This is a genomic window from Carnobacterium gallinarum DSM 4847 (genome assembly GCF_000744375.1).
GTDB lineage: Bacteria > Bacillota > Bacilli > Lactobacillales > Carnobacteriaceae > Carnobacterium > Carnobacterium gallinarum.
This window is the reverse complement of record NZ_JQLU01000005.1, coordinates 299307-318966: the sequence shown is the minus strand read 5'-3', so window position 1 is coordinate 318966 and position 19660 is coordinate 299307. Positions and strand designations below refer to the sequence as shown.

The following is a 19660-nucleotide window of genomic DNA, read 5'->3' as shown; positions in this document are numbered from 1 at the left end:
CTATGGAAATGAATATTAAAAGTGAATCGATAGATGAAAAAAATAAAACCTATTTTAAATCATTTATAGCTACTAGAGGAGGTATCAGCTTGCTGCAAATATCTTTGGCAGGCTTGGTTATTGCCCTTCTTTGTTTGCCTATAACATGGAATGTTGCTGTTCTAGGCTATGGGATAAATCCACTCGAAAGTAAAGTTAATATCTTTATTATATGTATTGCTATTTTTATGTTATTGACATTTTTATCTGTTAATTTAAGAGCTGTCAGACGAGTCCTACTTCAACACCAAGGATTTTTAGGTATATTAGGAGTAGTCCAATCAATTATACTTACAGGCATATTAATGTTTATGTTCTATATGATAACTCAATGGGATAATCCTAATGAAATTTGGTATGGATCAAATTTTTCGATTATCATTATAATATTGTTTAGTTTAGAGTATATTGGTTGTTTGATTTATAATTTTTATTGGCTAAAAAAACAATTAGAAGTAGGGTTCCCCACAGAGCGTACCACAGCTAACTATTTTGCTCAATCTAAAGTTTATGAATCAAAATCATTGTGGATAATCTTTGGTAGTTCAATGATAGGTGCTTTTTTGACGGGAAATTTGGCAAAAATATTTGGAGTATTGTTTGGCTTGTTTTTGGGAGCTATTTTTTCTAGATTAACAATAGAAGTAGGATATTCTGCTTATTTGCTAAATAAGAATAAAGACTACTGGATAACTTATACTGATGAGCCCAAAAGATCATGGAAAAAGATAATAAAATTGCGTTCAAAAAAGATATCAACATATGTAGTGCTTAGTATGTTATTGATTTTTGCTATAGCAGAGATAGAAGATATGTATGCTGTGTCTGAAGTCTGGAATATTATATTTTCATATGTCACTCTAGTACTTTTCATCTTACTGACACTAATCTTAGTTTGGTGGATTGTAAAAAAAATAAAAAATAAGAATGTTGGGAGAAAAAGATGAAATTAAAAACAAGACAATTTAGCCTAAACAATGTCATTGGATTTAGTGCAACGCTTAACTCTAAAAATGACATCTTTGACCAAGTGTCTGAAATGAGTACAAAGTTCAAAGAAGTATTAATCCAGAATGGGTATTATGCAGATACACCTATTATTTTTGACTATAATCCATTTGAAGAATCAAATGACACAACTATTTTATCTGCCGTTGGCAATAAAATAAATATTGTTGGAGAAAATAGGTCACAATTCTTTTATAAAGAAAGATTGGACTTTACTACAGATTATTTTTATCGTCATTATGACCAAGAAGAAGTCATACCTTATAACGAAATTAAGAAAAAAATTGAAGATGATAAGGGTATTTTATTAACAATTTATCATGTTCTGCTGGATTTAGATGGCGATATCGTTATTGACTTATATTGTGAGGTAGACAAACTATGAAATTGTTACCAACAGTATTTACAGCAGAAAAAATCGGCTTTCAAAATGTTGTGAGTAAGAGAGGTAAATTTCATTATTCTGAAATGGAAAAGAATTATGAAAATTTTGTCTCTGGTATTGCTGACGAAGGTTATAATGTGAAAGGACCCTATTTTTATAGCCTTAATAACGTTCCAATGGATGAAATAGTAGACATTGAGATGTTTTTTCCAATTATTGAAAATACCTTCAAAGCAGATGGGTATCAGTTTGCCTCATATTTTGAAATTAAACAATTATTAAAAACAATAATTGTTGGCGATTTTGATAGAGTAACGGAGCAATCTTATGCAGAACTATTAGCTACCTTAGAAGAAAATAATTTGAATGTAGCAACCCCTTTTTATCATATATTCCCTAAAAATGGGGGGAAATACATTGATCTTTATCTTGGTTATTATAAAGTGTTAAGAAATGAATCACTGAATACCATGAGGTTTGATTTTTAAAATAAGTTTAAAAAAAGACACTTGCGATATTGTACCGCCCCCCAAAAGTTAGACCTAAAAAATCTAACTTTTGGGGGTCTTTTTGTATGGCAAAATATAGCACAGAATTTAAGATGAACGTTGTACAAAACTATTTAAATGGAGAAGGTGGAATGAAGTATTTAGCTAAAAAATATGGCATTAAAGGAATCTCTCAAGTACAAATTTGGATAAATACGTACAAAGAATTTGGTGAGGAAGGTCTACTTCGTAGTCGCCAAAATAAAACTTATTCTGTTCAATTCAAGTTAGATGCGATAGAGTTATATCTAACAACAGAGATGTCCTATCGAGAAGTTGCCAATCAGTTTGGAATGACCAATTTTTCTATGATTGCCAATTGGCGTAAAGCTTACCAAGAAAATGGAGTAGATGGGCTCTCACAACCGAAAGGACGTCCATCTAAAATGCCTAAAAAAAAGAATAAATTACCAGCTATTGATTCTTCAAAAAAAGAGTTAACCTATTTAGAAGCGCTAGAGAAAGAAAATCTACAGTTAAAAATTGAACTTGCCTATTTAAAAGAATTAAGGAGGTTGCGTTTGATGGAACAGCAACAGAAAAACAAGCACGAATCATTCATAGCCTCCGAGGGAAATTCAGATTAATCGACATTCTTGAAACCCTAGGGTTTCCTAGGTCAACCTATATGTATTGGCAAAAACGCTTTAACCGTGAAAATCCAGATAAACCAATTGAACAAGAAATGGAAAAAATTCATCACGAACATAAGGATTATGGCTATCGTCGGATGAATCAAGAACTTAGAAACCGTGGTATCCTTGTGAATAAAAAGAAAGTGCAACGTTTAATGAAAAAATTAGGAATCTTGGTACGCTCATTCACACGGAAATCACGGAAATACAATTCCTATAAAGGAACTGTTGGGAGAGTGGCAAAAAATCGGATTCATCGTCATTTTTATACAAGTATTGTTCATCAAAAAATGACAACAGATACAACAGAATTTAAGTATTATGAAAAAGATCACTCGGGTAGTTTGCGTATTAAGAAACTCTATCTAAACCCGTTCATGGATATGTATAATAGCGAGATTGTCTCTTACTCAATTTCAGAGAAACCTACAGCAAAAGCGATTATGGATGCATTAAATGGAGCTATTGTGAAAACGAATGATTGCCTCTATCGCCGAACGTTCCATTCCGACCAAGGATGGGGATACCAAATGAAAGCCTATAGCCATGAATTAAAAAAGCATCATATTTTTCAAAGTATGTCTCGTAAGGGAAACTGCTTAGATAATTCTCCTATGGAGAATTTCTTTAGTATTCTCAAACAAGAACTTTACCATGGCGTTATCTACAAAAGCTACCAAGAATTAAAACAAGCGATTGAACACTATATAGAGTACTATAATCATTCTCGAATAAAAGAAAAATTAGACTGGCTAAGCCCAGTTCAATTTAGAAAGAAAATGAGTTTAACTGCGTAAAAAAACAGAGTAGAAAATCTACTCTGTAAAAAAGTCTAACTTTTGGGGGTCACTACATATCGCAAGTGTCTTTTTTTAGTTATTATTATGCAAGTATGAGATTGAAATTCGCTTGCAAGATCAATTAGGAATTTTGATGAATAGTGAGGTTATACTAAGTTTATCAAGTAAATAAATCAGTGGGGTGTTTCAGTTGGAAAAACAAGTTGTAATGGAAATTAGCGAAGTAAGTAAAAGATATCAAGATAGGTTAGCTTTAGATAGAGTTAGTTTTGACCTGAGGCAAGGAGAAATTAGTGGACTGTTAGGACCAAATGGGGCTGGAAAAACAACTTTAATGCGCATTATTGTTGGGTTAACTAAGAATTATCAAGGAGCTATTCAATTTTCAAGTTTAAGTGAAAAACTGAAAATTGGGTGTGTCATTGAAACACCTAGTTTTTATCCACATATGACCGGACAACAAAACATTGATTTTTTTGCAGCCTTAGCAGGAGGTGTAAATAAATGGAAAGTGCAAGAAATGATTAATCTACTAGGTTTAAGTGATGCGATGAATAAAAAAGTAAAAAGCTATTCGCTAGGAATGCGTCAACGTTTAGGAATTATTCAATCCTTGTTAGGCAACCCAGATATCTTAATTTTAGATGAACCGACAAATGGTCTGGATCCACAAGGTGTGAAAGAAATTAGAGAATACTTAGTGCGTATTTCTAAAGAAAAGCAAATTCCAATTTTAATTTCTAGTCATATTTTGTCAGAAATTGAAAAAATTTGTGATCGTGTTGTGATTTTACAGAATGGACGACTAGTAGAATCTATTGATATGGCTGAACGAAATCAACAAAATAGCAGCTTTTATTTAATTGCAACGATTCAAATTTCGGAATGTTTGGCCTTTTTAGAAACAGAAAAGATTAAGGTCATCCAAACAGATTCAAAATCAATTACAATTAAAGTCGATAAAAGTGACTATTCTGCATTTATTAGAAAGCTAGCAGCTAGCGAGTTAGCATTTACGAATATTTGTGAAAAAAATCAAACCCTTGAAGAAAAATTCTTAGATTTAACAGGAGGAAAATAAAATGATTCGTGCAACAAAATTAAGTGTTTTAGAATTTAAGAAAATTACATTAGAAGTTGGCTTATATATTGGTATTTTGTGCGCTATACTGGCAAGCTGTGCAATGGGGTGGATGGCAGTGACGACAGAGTATTTTGGATTAGTGAATGTTTTTGGTTTTTTTGCGATGATTGGTGAGTTGATTTTAATTTTTTATGGTGCACGTGTTTTAGGCTCTGAGTTTCAATACAAAACGTCAACGACTATTTTTACAAAAGGTATTTCCAGAACGAAAGTCGTGTTAGCTAAGTTATTTTGTATGGGATTACTAGGCGGTATGTTAGGTTTAGTTAGTTCCATTGTTGGTCTGATTTTCCAAGTATTTTTATTAAAGGAAAGTAATTTTTTAGATGCATTGCTTCCCTTTATGATAAATATTGCTACGTATGTGATGATTGCGATTTTAATTGGTAGTTTTGGAATTTTAATGTCTATTCTAACATTAGGACCAGTTGCTAGTTTTATTTTAACCTTTGTTGCTTTTAAGGTACTGCCTAATTTTATCGGCTTAGTTGCCATGAAACTAACGTTAATTGAAAAAATTGTTGAGTATATTCCTTTTTATACAATGAGCGAGGCTTTGTACCGTCCAATAACAAATGAAGCTTATATCGGAATTGTTGGAGGTGTTATTTTATTTTTGGGACTATCTATTTTGAAAATTAATAAAAAAGATTTAGTTTAGGATGGTGTCTATTTCAACTGAAGAATATGGTATAGTGAATGAAAGGCAAAGTAAAACATAAGGAGGTAGGACTGTTGTTGATTGAGGCTATTCTTAAATCCGGTTATTTAATTTTAACCGTAACCTTAATAATTCTAATTATAAATTCAATTGAGTTTGATTGGAAAGTTTGGATTACTTATCTGGTTGTTGTTATTTTACCAATAGTTGTCATTAGCGTGATTTATTTTCCGTATGCACTTATCATTGTTTATTTTCTGATTTTTTTATTCAATTACATCCAATTTAAATATGCTTTAAAATCAATATTATTGAGTTTCTCTTGCTTTATTATTCATAGTATTGGAGCCATTTTATGTATGGCAGTTTTAAGAACAATTTTAGGATATTCATTAGAGGAAATAGATAGTTGGGAAGTCAAAGTTTTTTCTTTAGGGCTTGAGTCTTTGTTCATAGTAATTTTGAGTTTTATGTTAAAGAATGTAATCAAGCGATTGACGAGGGGGATTGTCTTTACCATTGAGTTAAAACAGAAAATGAAGCTTATTTCTTTGGAGGGATTTGTATTAATAAGTATTTTCTTTTTTTTAAGTTATTACGTGGATGGTTCCGAAAATTTATTTTTGAATTTGCTATTTCTTACTTTAATTAGTGGGGGGGTTACGGCTGTTTATTTTGCTAGGTTAGCTAGAAAACAAAAGAAACAACAAGAACATGAGGAATTACAACAGTTAAAAGATTATGCCAAGAATTTAGAGAAAGTCTACTTAGATATGCGGAAATTCCGGCACGATTATATTAATATCTTAGCAAGCATGTCCGGGTATATTCAAGAAAAAGATTTAATAGGTTTAGAATGCTATTTTCAAGAAAAAGTTATGGTAGTTAGTCAAGATATTGAAATGAATAATTTTAAATTAGCTGGATTGAGTCAGCTGGAATTACCTGAAATAAAAGGAATTGTGGCTTCAAAAATGATTCAAGCACAAGAATTAGGAATTGATACTGATTTTGAAGCAACAGAAAAAATTGATCAAGTAAGAATGAATTCACTGTCTCTTTGTCGTTGTTTAGGTATCTTATTGGATAATGCAATTGAAGAAACGATGGAAATGAATCAAGCTTCTATTAAAGTTGGATTTATTAAACGATCCACGAGCTTAGTTATTGTAGTGATGAATTCTTGTCGAACAGATACGCCAAAAATTCATCAGCTTATTAAACGAGATTTTTCCATAAAAGGTGCTGGGCGTGGATTAGGCTTAAGTAATTTGCAAGAAGAGATTGATCGATTTTCTTTTGTGACCTTGGATACACGAATTGAAAATGAGTTATTTATTCAAGAGATTGAGATTTTAAACTAAGGGGGAAATTGTGTGTTAGATATTTTTATTTGTGAGGATGATCCAATTCAATTAAAGCAGTTTACAGATTATGTTGAAAGTTACTTAATGATTGAAGAATTGGATATGGAGTTACGTTTAGCAACTGGCAATCCCGACGAATTATTGGCAACAATCCAACTTAATAAAAAAAGTGGTTTATATTTTCTTGATGTTGATTTAGGTCATGAGATGTCAGGGATTATGCTAGGAGCAGAGATTCGCAAATACGACCCGATGGGGAAGATTGTGTTTATTACTACTCATTCGGAACTTACGTATTTAACTTTTGTTTACAAAGTCGAGGCCATGGATTTTATTTTGAAGGATCAACAAACCGATATTCAAAGTCGCATAGTTGCTTGTATGGATACAGCTTATGACCGAGTAATGAGGGATAAAAATCCAGCGAAGGTATTCTTTCAAACACAGGTTGGGGATAAAGTGATTCATGTACCTTATGATGAGATTCTTTTTTTTGAGTCATCACCAAAAGTGCATAAGATTATTATGCATCTGGAAAATCGTCAAGTGGAATTTTATGGCAAGCTTAAAGATCTGGAAAATTTGGGAGCTAATTTTTATCGTTGCCATCATTCGTATGTAGTAAATCGTGAAAATATTCTAGAAATAAAAAAGAAAGAGCGAGAAATTATTATGACAAATGAGGAAGTGTGTTATGCATCAATGCGTTATCTGAAAGGGCTGTTCAAATAAACTGAAAAATCTATCAAAGGGGCTTGATAAGGTTTTCTAAATGGTTGACTAGTGTGGATACACTGGCGACTTTTGTAAAGGAAAAACAAAATGAAAACTAGTTCACTGCGTAGACCTTTTAAAAGAAAGTTAACGTTTTTGAAGTCATCACATGCGTAGTTTGTGAACTTTTTTTATTTGGACTGATGATTAATTAAAAAGCATTCTTGCAGGAAACTTACTAAGAGTTCTGTTATTAATTTCTATATAATGAAGGGTGTATTTCAATAAAATAAGTTAGTTTAAAAAGCAATGGTTGATACAAAATTTCTAACTCTTTAACTATATGGTTGAGCTACTTTTTACATAATAGATAATTTAAGATAACCGATTTCTTACCTAAAGAACCTGTATTTGTTCTTTGGTAGATTGGCTTTGTTTGTTATACTAAGAGTTGAGAAAAAAGAAAGTGAAGTGTACAGTGATGACAAACTATCCGAAAACACAGTCGATGGTTGCAGAATTAATTGCGGAAGGAACGATTCCTGGTGCAAGTTATGCTTTTATTGAGCCACAGGAGATACGTATCTATCGTGAAGGGCATGCAGCAATCTTTCCAGAGGAAGAACCTATTTTAGAAAATGAACTCTATGATTTAGCTTCAGTTACTAAGGTTATGATGACGGCTACGTTAATTTTGCAATTATGGGAAGCAGGTTCATTAGATATTGAAGACAGCGTAACCAAATATTTGCCTGAATTTAGTCAGCCTCAAGTCACGATTCGTCATTTATTAACTCATACATCTGCATTAAATGGGTATATTGAAAATCGAGATAGCTTATCATCGGAAGAATTAAGTGAAGCTTTTATGCATTTGACCGTTGGTGAAAATTTTGGAAAAGAAGTTCTTTATACAGATACGAGTATGATTTTATTAGGCTTTATTATTGAAAAAATCACGAATCAAACTGTAACAACGGTTTTTGAAGAACGAATCAGCCGACCGTTAGAATTAAAGGAAACGCTATTTAAACCAACTAATCCATTGCAATGTGCGCCAACTGAAAATCATCCAGTTCGAGGCATGATTCGTGGAGAGGTTCATGATCCAAAAGCCTTAGTTTTGTATCCACATTGTGGAAGTGCTGGACTTTTTTCTAGCCTACAAGATGTGATTCGTTTTAGCCAAATGATGTTAAATGGTGGTAGTTGGAAAGGTGTTCAGATTTTAAAAGAAGCAACCGTTGAGCAGCTTATGCATGATTGGACGCCAACAGGTGATTTAAACCGTTCATTAGGGTGGGCCTTTTTAGGATCTGCAGATGGAGCAGTACCAAATCGTTATTTATTGCATACGGGTTTTACTGGAACGATTATCATTTTAGATCTAGTGAAAAAGCGTAGTTTTGTTTTCTTATCCAATCGGGTACATGTACAAATGGATACGCCTTATTATTTAAAACGCCGTAATATCTTGATGGAAACTTATATTGCTGAAAGTGAAGTATTGGATAAATTAGTTTAAGAAAAGATTCGTTGATTTTGAGGTGAATCGCTTTCATCTATGGTAAAATAGAATGGAATAAGATTGAGGAGGAAAACGAAGTGAGCGAACCGTTATTTTTAGAAGCTGTTTTACAAGAAAAAATTTGGGGTGGAACAAAGTTAAAAGAAGTTTTTGGCTATGATCTTCCTAGTGATAAAGTTGGAGAATGCTGGGCAATTAGCGCGCATCCAAATGGTCCTAGTGTTGTAAAAAATGGTCCATTAAAAGGTTTAACATTAGCTGAGGTTTGGGAGCAACATCGTGAAGTTTTTGGAAATGTTACAGGAGATGTTTTTCCGTTATTGACGAAAATTTTAGATGCAGCAGATGATTTATCTGTTCAAGTTCATCCAGATGATACTTATGGCTTGGCTCACGAAGGTGAATTAGGAAAAACTGAATGTTGGTACGTAATTGATGCAGATGAAGGTGCTGAGATTATCTATGGACATCATGCCCATACAAAAGAAGAATTAGAAGCGATGATTCGCAGTGGCGAATGGGATCAATTATTGCGTCGCATTAAAGTCAATAAAGGTGATTTTTTCCATGTACCAAGTGGCACGATTCATGCAATTGGAGCCGGTATTATGATTCTGGAAACGCAACAAAGTAGTGACACTACGTACCGTGTTTACGACTATGATCGTAAAGATGATAGTGGCTTACCTCGTGAATTGCATATTCAACAATCCGTTGATGTTACAACTGTTCCACATGTTGATCCAGTTCTACATGTTGAAACAAAGAATAAAGAACATGTTGAAATTACAACTTATGTTGAGTCAGATTTCTTTGATGTTTATCAATGGATGATTAAAGGACGTGCTGAATTTATGGCAACTGCGCCTTATACGTTAGTCAGCGTTTTAGAAGGTCAAGGAGTCCTAACCTTACCAGATGGTGCAACATATGAAATTAATAAAGGCACTCATTTTATTTTACCAAACGCTATTAAAGCTTGGGAAATTGATGGCAATCTACAAATTATTGCTTCAACACCAGGAAAAGCTAATCGTTAATGAAATCAGAACTAGTTAGTTAGAATAATCTAATTAACTAGTTTTTTTTAATCTGTCGACCCTCAATGAGTCAAAAAATGAGATAATCAACAGGTTTACTTCTGATAGTATTGAGCTTATCAGGTTATCTGCCTTAATCTAAATAAAAAATAATTCTAATCCAAAAAGCCATTGTGAATTTTCACAATGGCTTTATTTTCCTTAATCCCCAAACACCTAGACCCACCACCGAAAAAACACAAGGACCCAGTAATAAAAAGAAGAATGTTTCATAATCGCCTGCCAAAAAAGGTGTTAACAAGGTAAAGCCAAGAGCGAATAAAACACTAACAGTCACACTAAAGCTTGCCAATAAGGCGAGTTTTTTATTTTTTAAGAAGATAAATTCAGCCTGGTTTTGTCTAAAATAATAGAAATTCCAAGCAAGGAATAGGTAAGGTAGGGAACGCGACACGCTGGTCATCAAGGTGAGTTGATTGTAAAGCTGATTGATCCCTTGTTCACCACTGCTGATTAATAGAATAAATAAACTTACTACGCTCGCTTGAATCCAATAGGCTTTTTTTGGAATAATCGTTTGTTTTGAAAGAGCAAAGACTAAGGTTTTTAAAGGTGAATAGCTGATTGTGCTAAGTAAGCCTAAGTAAGTAATAAATAAGGTGAGCCCGTTTAAACGCAAGAATAGTTGTCCTAATCTAAAAGCTTGTTTTGGTGGAAATCCAAGAGTTTCCCCTAAACGAACCCCTAAATTCTCCATCAGTACATACATCGCATTGCCTAGATTTACGTGTGAATGAGTAAAAATGTCAGACCAAGAGGTAGTAGTGGACCATAATAAAACGCCAGATAAATATAATCCTGCGACTAAGAAGGAGCTAACGCTAACTGCTTTGGCAAAATGATTTTTTCGTTGTGAAAGCTGATCAACTAAGCTTGCAATTGTATCTAAGCCACCGTAAGCTGTAATACCAAAAATAAAAAAAGACAAGTTTCCCAAAGAAGATTGGTATGCTGGATTTGGGGAATTCAGTAAGGAATGTGTAGTAAGCGGATTAAATGAGTTGTCAGGCAGTTTAAAAAATAAAATCAGGTGACTAGTTAAGGCGACTATAAATAAAACTAAGATCAGCCTACCACCTAAAATAATGAATGTAGTTAACTTTTGAAAGCCACGACTTACAAACCAAGTCAATAAAAAAATTGCTAAAATAGAGAGCAATCCTAATAAAAAGCGATTGCTGATGGTTACTGAAATAGCCGCTCTTTGAGTTAAGTCTTGGCCAAATAAGAAGATAGAAAAGGGAATCCATAATTTTAATGACAGACTGACCAACCAAATTGTGTAGCTACTATACCAAATAAAAGTTGCTATATATACGATAGGCAAAGGAAGGGTGTCTTTCAACCAAGAATAAATCCCTGCGGTTTGTTCTTTATATCTGTAACTGTATTCTGCTATAATGAAAGCATAAGGAATAAAAAAACAAATAGCGGTTACAAGAAACCATGGAATAGCAGCAGTTCCCATCAAATAAAAAGAATTGGCCATGCTGGAAAAAGAAAAAACCGTAGTTGTGATCATTAGAATAATTTTTTTCTGAGAGTAATCATGTGATTTAGTAAACAAGTAAGCACCTCATAAGTTGCAAATGATATTTTGTAGTATGAGTGTTAGCTTACGTTATTTTTAGAAAAATCTCAAGGTAGAATCAGGAAACTTATGGAGAATTAGGGAAAAGGAGTAGTTGCATTAATGGTAGAGCAAAATCAGATTATTCAATCCAAAATCCAGCAATTACATGATACATTAGGCGTTGATTTTGTTGGAATGGCACTAGCTACAACCAACGAAAAAACATACCGTAAAGAAATTAGATGGAAATATGTTAGTGGTAACATTAGTTTACGTTATCAAAAGATTGTTCTTCAAGAGGGTCGTGGTTTACCAGGAATCGTTTGGCGTACTGGTCGGACATTGATTGAAGCTGATTTGGAGCAACGAACTGCTGAAGAGTTATTAGAATACCCAATTGCACTTACGGAAGAGTTGAAAAGTGTTGGTGTTGTACCAGTCTTTTTTTATGGAGATATTGTTGCTATTTTATTGATTGGCTATCGTCAACCGAATCGGGTTACCTTAGAGGTTGTGCAACAATTGACTGAGGAAACAGCCAGTGTAGCTGTTTTAATTCAAGAAAAAAAGGAGGCGAAAAGCTGATGTTTAATCAAGAACTCAGCCAGTTGATTCTGGCTCAAACAACGGATTCAGTGTTTCTGATTAAGGAGCATCAAATTATTGAAAGCAATAGAGCAGCAGAACAATTTTTGCAAAACTATCATTTCCAGCTAGATAAGATTTTAGATATCTGTCATTCTCAGGGGTGTGCCTTACACTCTGTTATGGAAAAATGCCATGATTGTGAGATTAAACAGCATTTTGATCCAAGTGCTTTTTCCTTAGTGGTTGAAAATATAAATGGAACCAAAGAGACTTTTAGTGCAAGCTTTACTGAGCTTACAAGTGAGGATTTTGTGGTATTGATTATCCGAAATCTAACAAAGCAAGATAAGACGACGAATATTTTTCAGCAAAAGCAATTAGTTGCTTATGTGAGTCGTGCTCATGAGAATGAACGAAAAAAGATTGCCCAAGACTTACATGATGGAATTGCACAGCATGTGTTTAGTACGTTATTAGAAGCAAGGCAAATTAAACGTACTTTTGAGACCAATCAGCTAGTTAATGAAAAATTAACTCAATTAGAAGAGCATTTAGTGATGACTTTAGATGAAGTCAAAACGCTAGCTTTAGATTTACGTCCTGCGGCTTTAGATGACTTAGGTTTGGCTTCGGCTATCACTACATTGATTCATCGGATGGAAGAAACGACAGGAATCACAATAAATTTTATCTCTCAATTAAAGCACCAACGTTTTAATGAACAAGTGGAAATTACATTGTATCGGGTATTACAAGAAGCCTTAATGAATGCGATTAAGTATGCAAAAGTTTCTGAATTAGATGTTTTACTTGTAGAAAAAGACCAGTCTTTAGTTTTGGAAGTTTTAGATGAAGGGGTTGGATTTTCAGCAAATAGTCCTGATATTAAAGGAACTGGAATGGGCTTAATACATATTCGTGAGCGTGTGGAGATGATTAGAGGGCAATTAACTATTTTCTCTACAAAAAATCTAGGGACACAACTAAAAGTGGAAGTTCCAACTTCATAAAGGAGGAAGAGTAATGATTCGTGTAATTGTAGCTGATGATCATGTAGTGGTGCGAAATGGCTTGTCTCATTTGATTAATGAGCAAGAGGATATGGAAGTAATAGGGCATGCTACAGATGGAATTGAAGCCTATATGGAAGTTGAAAAACTAGAACCAGATGTTGTAATGATGGATTTAAGAATGCCGCCGGGGGAAAATGGTTTATTGACAACAAAGCGGATTAAAGAAAAATTTCCTGCTGTTAAAATTTTGATTTTATCAATGCATGATGATGAGGATTATATTATTCAAGCATTGAAGGCTAAAGCAGATGGTTATTTATTGAAAAGTTCAAATGACCGAGAGATTATTCAAGGAATTCGAGGCGTTTATCAAGAGCAGATTTATTTGGATCAACAGATTTATTTGGGAGATAATGTACTGTCAAAACTGGAAGAAGATAACGAAGCACCTCTTGAAAATAGTTATCAGCAGTTATCGAAACGTGAACAAGAAATCTTGCCTTTAGTAGCTCTAGGATATGGCAACAAAGAGATTGGGGAACGTTTATTTATTTCTGTGAAAACGGTTGAAGTTCATAAAGCTAATTTTATGCGAAAGTTAAAATTATCAACACGAGTTGAGTTGATTCATTACGCAATTAAAGAACAGATTATTGATATATAGTGAAAAGGGGGGAGTTCAGTGGAAGGAATTGTATATGTGGCTCATGGGAGTCAAAAAATGGGGAAAAATCAAAAAATGCAGGCATTCTATCAAGAATTAATTCAAACTCATCCAGAAACAGAGCAAGGATTGGCTTATTTAGAAAAACATCCAGATACGATTGCAGTAATTGTAGCAAAAATGTATCAAAAAGGAATTCGAGAGTTTATCATCGTTCCGCTATTACTTTTTTCAGCGATGCATATGGAAGAGGATATTCCCCAAGCTCTGAAAGAGGTGGAGCTGTGTTATTCAGACGTGACATTTAGCGTCAGTCAACCATTTGCCCAAGAGCCGGAAGTTGTGACTATTTTAGAAGAGCGCTGTCGTGAGAAGTTAAAGGATTTCCCTACTAATCCAGCAATATTGTTGGTGGCACATGGAAGTACGAACTATGAAAAACCTGGTAAGATTGTAGAAAAAATAGCCAAAGAGTTAGCAATTAATCTAGAATTACCGGTTACAGCCGGTGTGCTTTATGGAAAACCAGATTACTTGCTTGAAGCTAAACAATTAATTCAGCAACATCCGCAAATTTTAGTCATTCCCTTCTTTTTATTTGATGGTCATTTGCTTGATAAAATTCAATTAGCATTGACGGAAATTAAACCAAACACGGTTATTTTTAGCTACACAGAAACCTTGAATTTAGATAGACGACTGATTAATGGTATCAATCATTTAATGAATGAGGCGAGAGTGGATGGCTAATAATTATCCGATTAATTTGAATTTAATGAATAGACGAGTAGTTGTGATTGGCGGCGGAAAAATTGGTACAAGAAAAGTACTAGATTTATTAAAAACAGAAGCTATGATTTATGTTGTAGCTCCAAAGATGTCAGAAACTTTATTAAAGTTAACGTCAACCAAAGTAACGTTAATTATCCGACCTTTTGTGCCGAAAGATATTGAGGAGGCCTTTTTAGTTTTTATTTGCACAAATCAAACAGATATCAATCAGCAAATCGTCACTCTTTGTCAAAATGGGCAGTTAGTTAATGATTGCACAAATAAAGCTAACTCGGATTTTTACAATATGGCTACAATTGAACAATCTGATTTCGCTATTCACCTTTCTTCTGATGGACAAAATCCTAGTCGAATCAAACAAATAAAGCAAAATTTAATTGCATTAATGGAGAACTTTTTAGACTAGAAAATTAGTTTAAAAGTTCTCTTTTTATTTTTCGATATAGGACTTTCCCTAATAGGAGAGCAGTTGCTTTTTTGTTAAACTTAATTTATTGTTCAATAATTCACATTAGGTTAAGGAGGAATACGATGAAAAATAAAGAGCGTTTAGTCATGATTGGAAATGGTATGGCGGGCATTCGTACTCTTGAAGAGATTCTTGAAAGAGATGCAGATTTGTATGACATTACAGTAATTGGTGAAGAAAATTACCCGAATTATAACCGTATTATGTTATCGAATATTTTACAAAAGAAAATGACAACAGATGAAATCATTATGAATGAGTATTCATGGTATCAAGAAAACGGCGTTACGTTGATTAATGGCAATCCCATTGAGAAGATAGATACAATTATTAAATGTGTCTATACAAAAGATGGTCAGGAAATTGGGTATGATAAATTAATTTTGGCAACAGGTTCTCGTGCTTTTATGCTGCCCGTCGAAGGCATTCATTTAGAAGGTGTTTTAGGTTTTAGAACGATTGACGACACTGAAATGATGTTAGATATTTCTAAAAATTACCACAAGGCTGTTGTAATTGGCGGAGGATTATTAGGGTTAGAGGCAGCGAAAGGCCTTCATGATCAAGGGATGGATGTTACTGTCGTTCATTTAGCTGAATGGTTGATGGAAACGCAATTGGATCGACGCGCAGGGCAGTTGTTGCAAACTGATTTGGAAGCACAAGGCTTGAAATTCGCCATTGGCAAAGCAACCTCTAGAATTATTGGTGAGAAGCGTGTGACGGGTTTAGAATTCACTGATGGTACGCAATTAGATACTGATCTAGTTGTCATGTCGATTGGTATTCGTCCAGAGATTAGTTTGGCAAATGGTACACCTTTAGAAGTGAATCGTGGTTTTGTTGTGAATGATTATTTGGAAACAACTATTACGGATATTTATGCAGTGGGCGAATGTTGTGAACATCGTGGGATTGCATATGGTTTAGTCGCACCTTTGTATGAGCAAGGGAAAGTATTGGCAGATCGCCTAACCTATCGAGAAACGGCTCCGTATGAAGGTAGTAAAATGTTCACCCAATTAAAAGTTTCTGGCTGTGATTTATTTTCTGCTGGAAGCATTGTGGAAAATGATGAGATTAAAGGCGTCGAGAGTTTTGACGGAACAACGAATTCTTATAAAAAAATCTTTATTAAAGACGGCAAATTAGCTGGTGTTGTGCTTTATGGGGATACAGTTGAAGGCAATCGATACTACAATATTTTGAAAAAAGAAGAAGCTCTGACAGATTATAAGATGGTTTCTCTGTTATACACAGGTGAAGATGATTTAGGTGGCGACATTTCCGCGATGTCTGACGATGAAACGGTTTGTGGCTGTAATGGTGTTTCAAAAGGTACAATTGTTCAAGCGATTCAAGAAAAAGGTTTAACAACTGTTGCAGAAGTTACTGCCCAAACAAAGGCTGGAAATTCATGTGGAAAATGTAAAGGTGTTGTTGGCGATATTTTGGCTTACACATTAGGTGATGATTTCCAAGCAGCTGGACCGACTGGAATCTGTGGCTGTACAACTTTAACGCGTGATCAGATTGTCATTGGGATTCGCCAGAAAGAGCTAAAATCGATTAAAGAAGTGCGTCATGTCTTGAATTTTGATAATTTAGACGGCTGTCCAAATTGTCATCCAGCGTTAAATTATTATTTAAATATGATTTATCCGCATGAGCATGAAGATGAAAAAGCATCACGCTATGTTAATGAGCGCATGCATGGGAATATTCAAAAAGATGGCACCTACTCAGTGATTCCAAGAATGCGTGGTGGCAAAACGAATCCACAGCAACTGATGAAGATTGCTCAAGTAGCTGAAAAATATGATGTACCATTAGTAAAAATTACAGGTAGCCAACGAATTGGTTTATACGGTGTGAAAAAAGAAGATATGCCAAAAATCTGGGAAGAGCTAGATATGACTTCAGCTTCAGCCTATGCCAAAGCTTTCCGCTCAGTTAAAACGTGTGTTGGAAAAAATCATTGTCGCTTTGGTACGCAGGATTCAATGGGACTAGGAATTAAATTAGAAACGAAATTTGAATTTATCGATACGCCCCATAAATTCAAAATGGGCATTTCTGCTTGTCCTCGTAGCTGTGTAGAATCTGGCGTCAAAGACTTTGGTGTAATTGGCGTGGAGAATGGTTTTCAAATCTATATTGGCGGAAATGGCGGAACTGAAATTAAAGAAGGTCGACTATTAACAACTGCTGAAACTGAGGAAGAAGTGATTGAGTTATGCGGTGCTATGTTGCAATATTACCGTGAAACAGGGATTTATGCTGAACGAACAGCTCCTTGGTTAGATCGAATGGGCTTTGAAAAAGTGCAAGAAATTCTACTGAACAAAGAGGTTCGATCAGAATTAAATATGGAACTAGAAAAAGCAATGGATGGCAAACAAGTGAATCCGTGGGAACAAATCCTACAAGATAAAAAGAAAAAAGCTGAATTATACACAGTAGAAAGAGCGTGAGAATAATGAGGGAAAAGATATTTGTAGCTGATTTAGCTGATTTAATTGTGAATATTGGTCGAGAAATTCATGTTGAAAAGGAAGAGATTGCGTTATTTCGTTTGCCAGATGATTCTGTTAGAGCGGTAGGCAATCGCTGTCCACATGAGAATGGACCTTTAGCCGAAGGGATTGTAGCAGGGGAATTTGTTTTTTGCCCGTTGCATGATTACAAAGTTTCATTGAATAGTGGCGAAGTCCAAGCACCAGATGAAGGGTGTGTAAATAAATACAAAACCAGTGTTGAAGACGGAAAAGTCTATGTCTGGGCTTAATTCAGAAAAAGGCAAAGTTTATTTAGTCGGTGGTGGATCAGGTGATATTGAGTTATTGACATTAAAAGGCGCTCGAGTAATTCGAGAGGCAGATGTCATTATTTATGACCGACTAGTAAACCCACTCTTTTTATATTTAGCCAAATTAGAAGCTGAATTTATCTATTGCGGAAAATTACCGCAACAACATACATTAAAACAAGAGGAAATCGAAGCCAAAATTGTAGAAGAAGCCTTGGCTGGAAAGTTAGTGGTTCGTTTAAAAGGTGGCGATCCTGGGGTATTTGGTCGTGTTGGTGAGGAAATGGCAATTCTTGAGCAACAGACTATTTCATATGAAGTCATTCCAGGGATTACAGCGGCTTCGGCAGCTAGCATTTATGCAGGGATTCCTTTAACTCATCGTCAAGTAAATAGTCATGTTACTTTAGCGACAGGACATCGACAAGTGAACCAGCCAAGTCCAATGGATTTTGCGACCTTTGCAAGAGGTGGTACATTAATTCTCTATATGGGCGTCGAAAATCTAGCAACGATTTGTGCTGAATTGCTTGAAAATGAAATTGCTGGACGCACTCCCATTGCAATTGTTACGTGGGGAAGTTATGGTCGACAAGTTGTACTAACAGGTACGTTAGCAACGATTGTAGAAGACGCTAAGGCTCAAAAAGTGATAAATCCCTCACTAATTATTATTGGTGAAGTGGTGACGAAACGTTCAGCCATTTCATGGTTTGAAAAGCTGCCGTTATTCGGTCGTAAAATTCTGCTAGTGAGTCAAAAGCCGCTTGAGTGGGATCAATTGACTCACTATAGTTCCCAAGGTGCCGATATCTGGGGGATTCAACTAGGTTCTTGTCGAGATAGTCGTTTAGATGAAGTGACGATGCGTTTATTAAATGAACAAACCTATGATGAAGTGATTTTTCTTGAAGAAGAGAATTCAGAGGTGAATAAAATGGAGCTGTTGTTTCATGAGTTTTTAGAAGAATTAAAGATAGATAGACCAAATAGTGAGAAATAGAAAATGAAGTGGGAGCTGAAAAAAATGGGATTTTATAGTCCACCAGAACTAGTAGATGTAACGATTGAAAAAGGTGTAGATAAGGCAAAAGCCAGTGTTTTGACTTTAAGCGTATTAGGCTTTGCAGCAGGCATGTTTATTGGTCTAGCGGGAATCGCTTTTATACGAGCAATGGGAACGATGCCGGCTGAATGGGGAAGTTTGGTGTTATTGATTGGCGCTTGTGTTTTTCCATTTGGGTTAATTTGTTTATTATTAGCCGGTGGAGAATTAGTAACAGGGAATATGATGGTTGTCTCAATGGCGTTATTTGCGAAAAGAATTACAGGAAAAGAATGGCTTAGAAATATTGCAATTGTAACGATTTTTAATTTTATTGGTGCTTTTTTTGTCGCTTACTTTTTTGGTCATTTAGCAGGTGCGTTACAAGGTGACTTTGCAGCCCGTACAATTTTAGTGGCTCAAGGTCGCACGAAAGATGATTTTTTACAAGCTTTTCTATCAGGAATTGCCTGTAATATCTTAGTAAGTACAGGAGTGTATCTGAACTTTGCGGCGAAAGATTTCATGGGGAAAATAGCTGGAATTTGGTTGCCAATTATGGGATTTGTTATGTCTGGTTTTCAGCACGTGGTTGCCAATATGTTTATCATTCCAGCAGGGATTCTAGCTGGTGGTGTAACATGGGGAGATTTTTGGATGAATATGATTCCAGTATTTCTTGGAAACGTCATTGGTGGCGGTGGCTTTATTGCCTTTATGTATTTTGCTGCGTATAAGATTGGAACTGGGAAGAATGCTAGTTCCAAGTAGATAAGAT

Annotated in this window: 20 protein-coding genes; 19 read left to right on the top strand and 1 reads right to left on the bottom strand. The window is 34.8% G+C overall.

Going from position 1 to position 19660, the window contains the following annotated elements:
• The first annotated feature begins 2 nt into the window (after positions 1 to 2).
• The 10 genes from BR43_RS19010 to manA all read left to right on the top strand — a co-directional run bounded on the left by BR43_RS19010 (position 3) and on the right by manA (position 9869).
• Positions 3 to 986 carry a hypothetical protein gene (locus BR43_RS19010; RefSeq protein WP_157463961.1) on the top strand — a complete coding sequence of 328 codons (984 nt, stop codon included), beginning with the start codon at positions 3 to 5 and terminating at the stop codon, positions 984 to 986.
• Positions 983 to 1432, top strand: coding sequence for a hypothetical protein (locus BR43_RS06415; protein WP_034560385.1), 450 nt, complete (start codon positions 983 to 985; stop codon positions 1430 to 1432). The genes BR43_RS19010 and BR43_RS06415 overlap by 4 nt, the downstream gene beginning before the upstream one ends.
• Positions 1429 to 1920 (top strand): DUF5085 family protein, encoded by a 492-nt coding sequence (locus BR43_RS06410; protein ID WP_034560384.1) that lies wholly within the window; start codon positions 1429 to 1431, stop codon positions 1918 to 1920. The genes BR43_RS06415 and BR43_RS06410 overlap by 4 nt, the downstream gene beginning before the upstream one ends.
• A gap of 86 nt (positions 1921 to 2006) precedes the next feature.
• A protein-coding gene (locus tag BR43_RS19495; RefSeq protein WP_157463898.1) for an IS3 family transposase occupies positions 2007 to 3412 on the top strand; the annotation gives its coding sequence in 2 pieces (ribosomal slippage) (positions 2007 to 2553 and positions 2553 to 3412; 1407 coding nt in all).
• A gap of 193 nt (positions 3413 to 3605) precedes the next feature.
• Positions 3606 to 4496 (top strand): ABC transporter ATP-binding protein, encoded by an 891-nt coding sequence (locus BR43_RS06395; protein ID WP_051933840.1) that lies wholly within the window; start codon positions 3606 to 3608, stop codon positions 4494 to 4496.
• A gap of 1 nt (position 4497) precedes the next feature.
• Positions 4498 to 5220, top strand: a complete 723-nt coding sequence (locus BR43_RS06390) for an ABC transporter permease (protein WP_034560382.1) — start codon at positions 4498 to 4500, stop codon at positions 5218 to 5220.
• 359 nt (positions 5221 to 5579) lie between these two features.
• Complete coding sequence (locus BR43_RS19005; RefSeq protein WP_169741027.1) at positions 5580 to 6584, top strand: GHKL domain-containing protein; 1005 nt, start codon at positions 5580 to 5582, stop codon at positions 6582 to 6584.
• 12 nt (positions 6585 to 6596) lie between these two features.
• Complete coding sequence (locus BR43_RS06380; RefSeq protein ID WP_034560381.1) at positions 6597 to 7319, top strand: LytR/AlgR family response regulator transcription factor; 723 nt, start codon at positions 6597 to 6599, stop codon at positions 7317 to 7319.
• 463 nt (positions 7320 to 7782) lie between these two features.
• The gene (locus tag BR43_RS06375) at positions 7783 to 8826 is read left to right on the top strand and encodes a serine hydrolase domain-containing protein (RefSeq protein WP_034560380.1); all 1044 of its coding nucleotides are present in this window, start codon (positions 7783 to 7785) and stop codon (positions 8824 to 8826) included.
• Positions 8827 to 8906: 80 nt separating this feature from the next.
• Positions 8907 to 9869 (top strand): mannose-6-phosphate isomerase, class I, encoded by a 963-nt coding sequence (gene manA / locus BR43_RS06370; RefSeq protein ID WP_034560378.1) that lies wholly within the window; start codon positions 8907 to 8909, stop codon positions 9867 to 9869.
• A gap of 181 nt (positions 9870 to 10050) precedes the next feature.
• Here manA and yjeM read toward each other — a convergent pair whose 3' ends face one another.
• Complete coding sequence (gene yjeM / locus BR43_RS06365; RefSeq protein ID WP_034560377.1) at positions 10051 to 11496, bottom strand: glutamate/gamma-aminobutyrate family transporter YjeM; 1446 nt, start codon at positions 11494 to 11496, stop codon at positions 10051 to 10053.
• Between the two features lie 126 nt (positions 11497 to 11622).
• Between yjeM and BR43_RS06360 the strand changes: the two genes are divergently transcribed.
• From BR43_RS06360 to BR43_RS06320, 9 genes are all read left to right on the top strand, one after another.
• The gene (locus tag BR43_RS06360) at positions 11623 to 12087 is read left to right on the top strand and encodes a GAF domain-containing protein (protein ID WP_051933838.1); all 465 of its coding nucleotides are present in this window, start codon (positions 11623 to 11625) and stop codon (positions 12085 to 12087) included.
• Positions 12087 to 13100 carry a sensor histidine kinase gene (locus BR43_RS06355; RefSeq protein WP_034560375.1) on the top strand — a complete coding sequence of 338 codons (1014 nt, stop codon included), beginning with the start codon at positions 12087 to 12089 and terminating at the stop codon, positions 13098 to 13100. The genes BR43_RS06360 and BR43_RS06355 overlap by 1 nt, the downstream gene beginning before the upstream one ends.
• Before the next feature lie 13 nt (positions 13101 to 13113).
• A complete protein-coding gene (locus tag BR43_RS06350; RefSeq protein ID WP_034560373.1) occupies positions 13114 to 13767 on the top strand; it encodes a response regulator in 654 nt (217 codons plus the stop codon).
• Between the two features lie 18 nt (positions 13768 to 13785).
• A complete protein-coding gene (locus tag BR43_RS06345; protein ID WP_034560371.1) occupies positions 13786 to 14517 on the top strand; it encodes a sirohydrochlorin chelatase in 732 nt (243 codons plus the stop codon).
• Complete coding sequence (locus BR43_RS06340; RefSeq protein ID WP_034560369.1) at positions 14510 to 14965, top strand: precorrin-2 dehydrogenase/sirohydrochlorin ferrochelatase family protein; 456 nt, start codon at positions 14510 to 14512, stop codon at positions 14963 to 14965. The genes BR43_RS06345 and BR43_RS06340 overlap by 8 nt, the downstream gene beginning before the upstream one ends.
• A 125-nt stretch (positions 14966 to 15090) precedes the next feature.
• Positions 15091 to 17502 carry a nitrite reductase large subunit NirB gene (gene nirB / locus BR43_RS06335; RefSeq protein ID WP_034560367.1) on the top strand — a complete coding sequence of 804 codons (2412 nt, stop codon included), beginning with the start codon at positions 15091 to 15093 and terminating at the stop codon, positions 17500 to 17502.
• A 5-nt stretch (positions 17503 to 17507) separates the two neighbouring features.
• Positions 17508 to 17816 carry a nitrite reductase small subunit NirD gene (nirD, locus tag BR43_RS06330; RefSeq protein WP_211252908.1) on the top strand — a complete coding sequence of 103 codons (309 nt, stop codon included), beginning with the start codon at positions 17508 to 17510 and terminating at the stop codon, positions 17814 to 17816.
• Entirely contained in the window at positions 17803 to 18840 is a 1038-nt protein-coding gene (cobA, locus tag BR43_RS06325) for a uroporphyrinogen-III C-methyltransferase (protein WP_034560364.1), read from the top strand. The genes nirD and cobA overlap by 14 nt, the downstream gene beginning before the upstream one ends.
• Positions 18841 to 18864: 24 nt before the next feature.
• Entirely contained in the window at positions 18865 to 19653 is a 789-nt protein-coding gene (locus tag BR43_RS06320; RefSeq protein ID WP_034560363.1) for a formate/nitrite transporter family protein, read from the top strand.
• The last annotated feature ends 7 nt before the right edge of the window (positions 19654 to 19660 follow it).

Coding starts and splice junctions, on each gene's coding strand:
- BR43_RS06410 (WP_034560384.1), top strand. CDS start 1,429: ATGAAATTGTTACCAACAGTATTTACAGCAGAAAAAATCGGCTTTCAA.
- BR43_RS06350 (WP_034560373.1), top strand. CDS start 13,114: ATGATTCGTGTAATTGTAGCTGATGATCATGTAGTGGTGCGAAATGGC.
- BR43_RS06375 (WP_034560380.1), top strand. CDS start 7,783: ATGACAAACTATCCGAAAACACAGTCGATGGTTGCAGAATTAATTGCG.
- BR43_RS06415 (WP_034560385.1), top strand. CDS start 983: ATGAAATTAAAAACAAGACAATTTAGCCTAAACAATGTCATTGGATTT.
- BR43_RS06360 (WP_051933838.1), top strand. CDS start 11,623: ATGGTAGAGCAAAATCAGATTATTCAATCCAAAATCCAGCAATTACAT.
- BR43_RS06320 (WP_034560363.1), top strand. CDS start 18,865: ATGGGATTTTATAGTCCACCAGAACTAGTAGATGTAACGATTGAAAAA.
- BR43_RS19010 (WP_157463961.1), top strand. CDS start 3: ATGGAAATGAATATTAAAAGTGAATCGATAGATGAAAAAAATAAAACC.
- nirD (WP_211252908.1), top strand. CDS start 17,508: ATGAGGGAAAAGATATTTGTAGCTGATTTAGCTGATTTAATTGTGAAT.
- BR43_RS06355 (WP_034560375.1), top strand. CDS start 12,087: ATGTTTAATCAAGAACTCAGCCAGTTGATTCTGGCTCAAACAACGGAT.
- cobA (WP_034560364.1), top strand. CDS start 17,803: ATGTCTGGGCTTAATTCAGAAAAAGGCAAAGTTTATTTAGTCGGTGGT.
- BR43_RS19005 (WP_169741027.1), top strand. CDS start 5,580: ATGGCAGTTTTAAGAACAATTTTAGGATATTCATTAGAGGAAATAGAT.
- BR43_RS06340 (WP_034560369.1), top strand. CDS start 14,510: ATGGCTAATAATTATCCGATTAATTTGAATTTAATGAATAGACGAGTA.
- nirB (WP_034560367.1), top strand. CDS start 15,091: ATGAAAAATAAAGAGCGTTTAGTCATGATTGGAAATGGTATGGCGGGC.
- BR43_RS06390 (WP_034560382.1), top strand. CDS start 4,498: ATGATTCGTGCAACAAAATTAAGTGTTTTAGAATTTAAGAAAATTACA.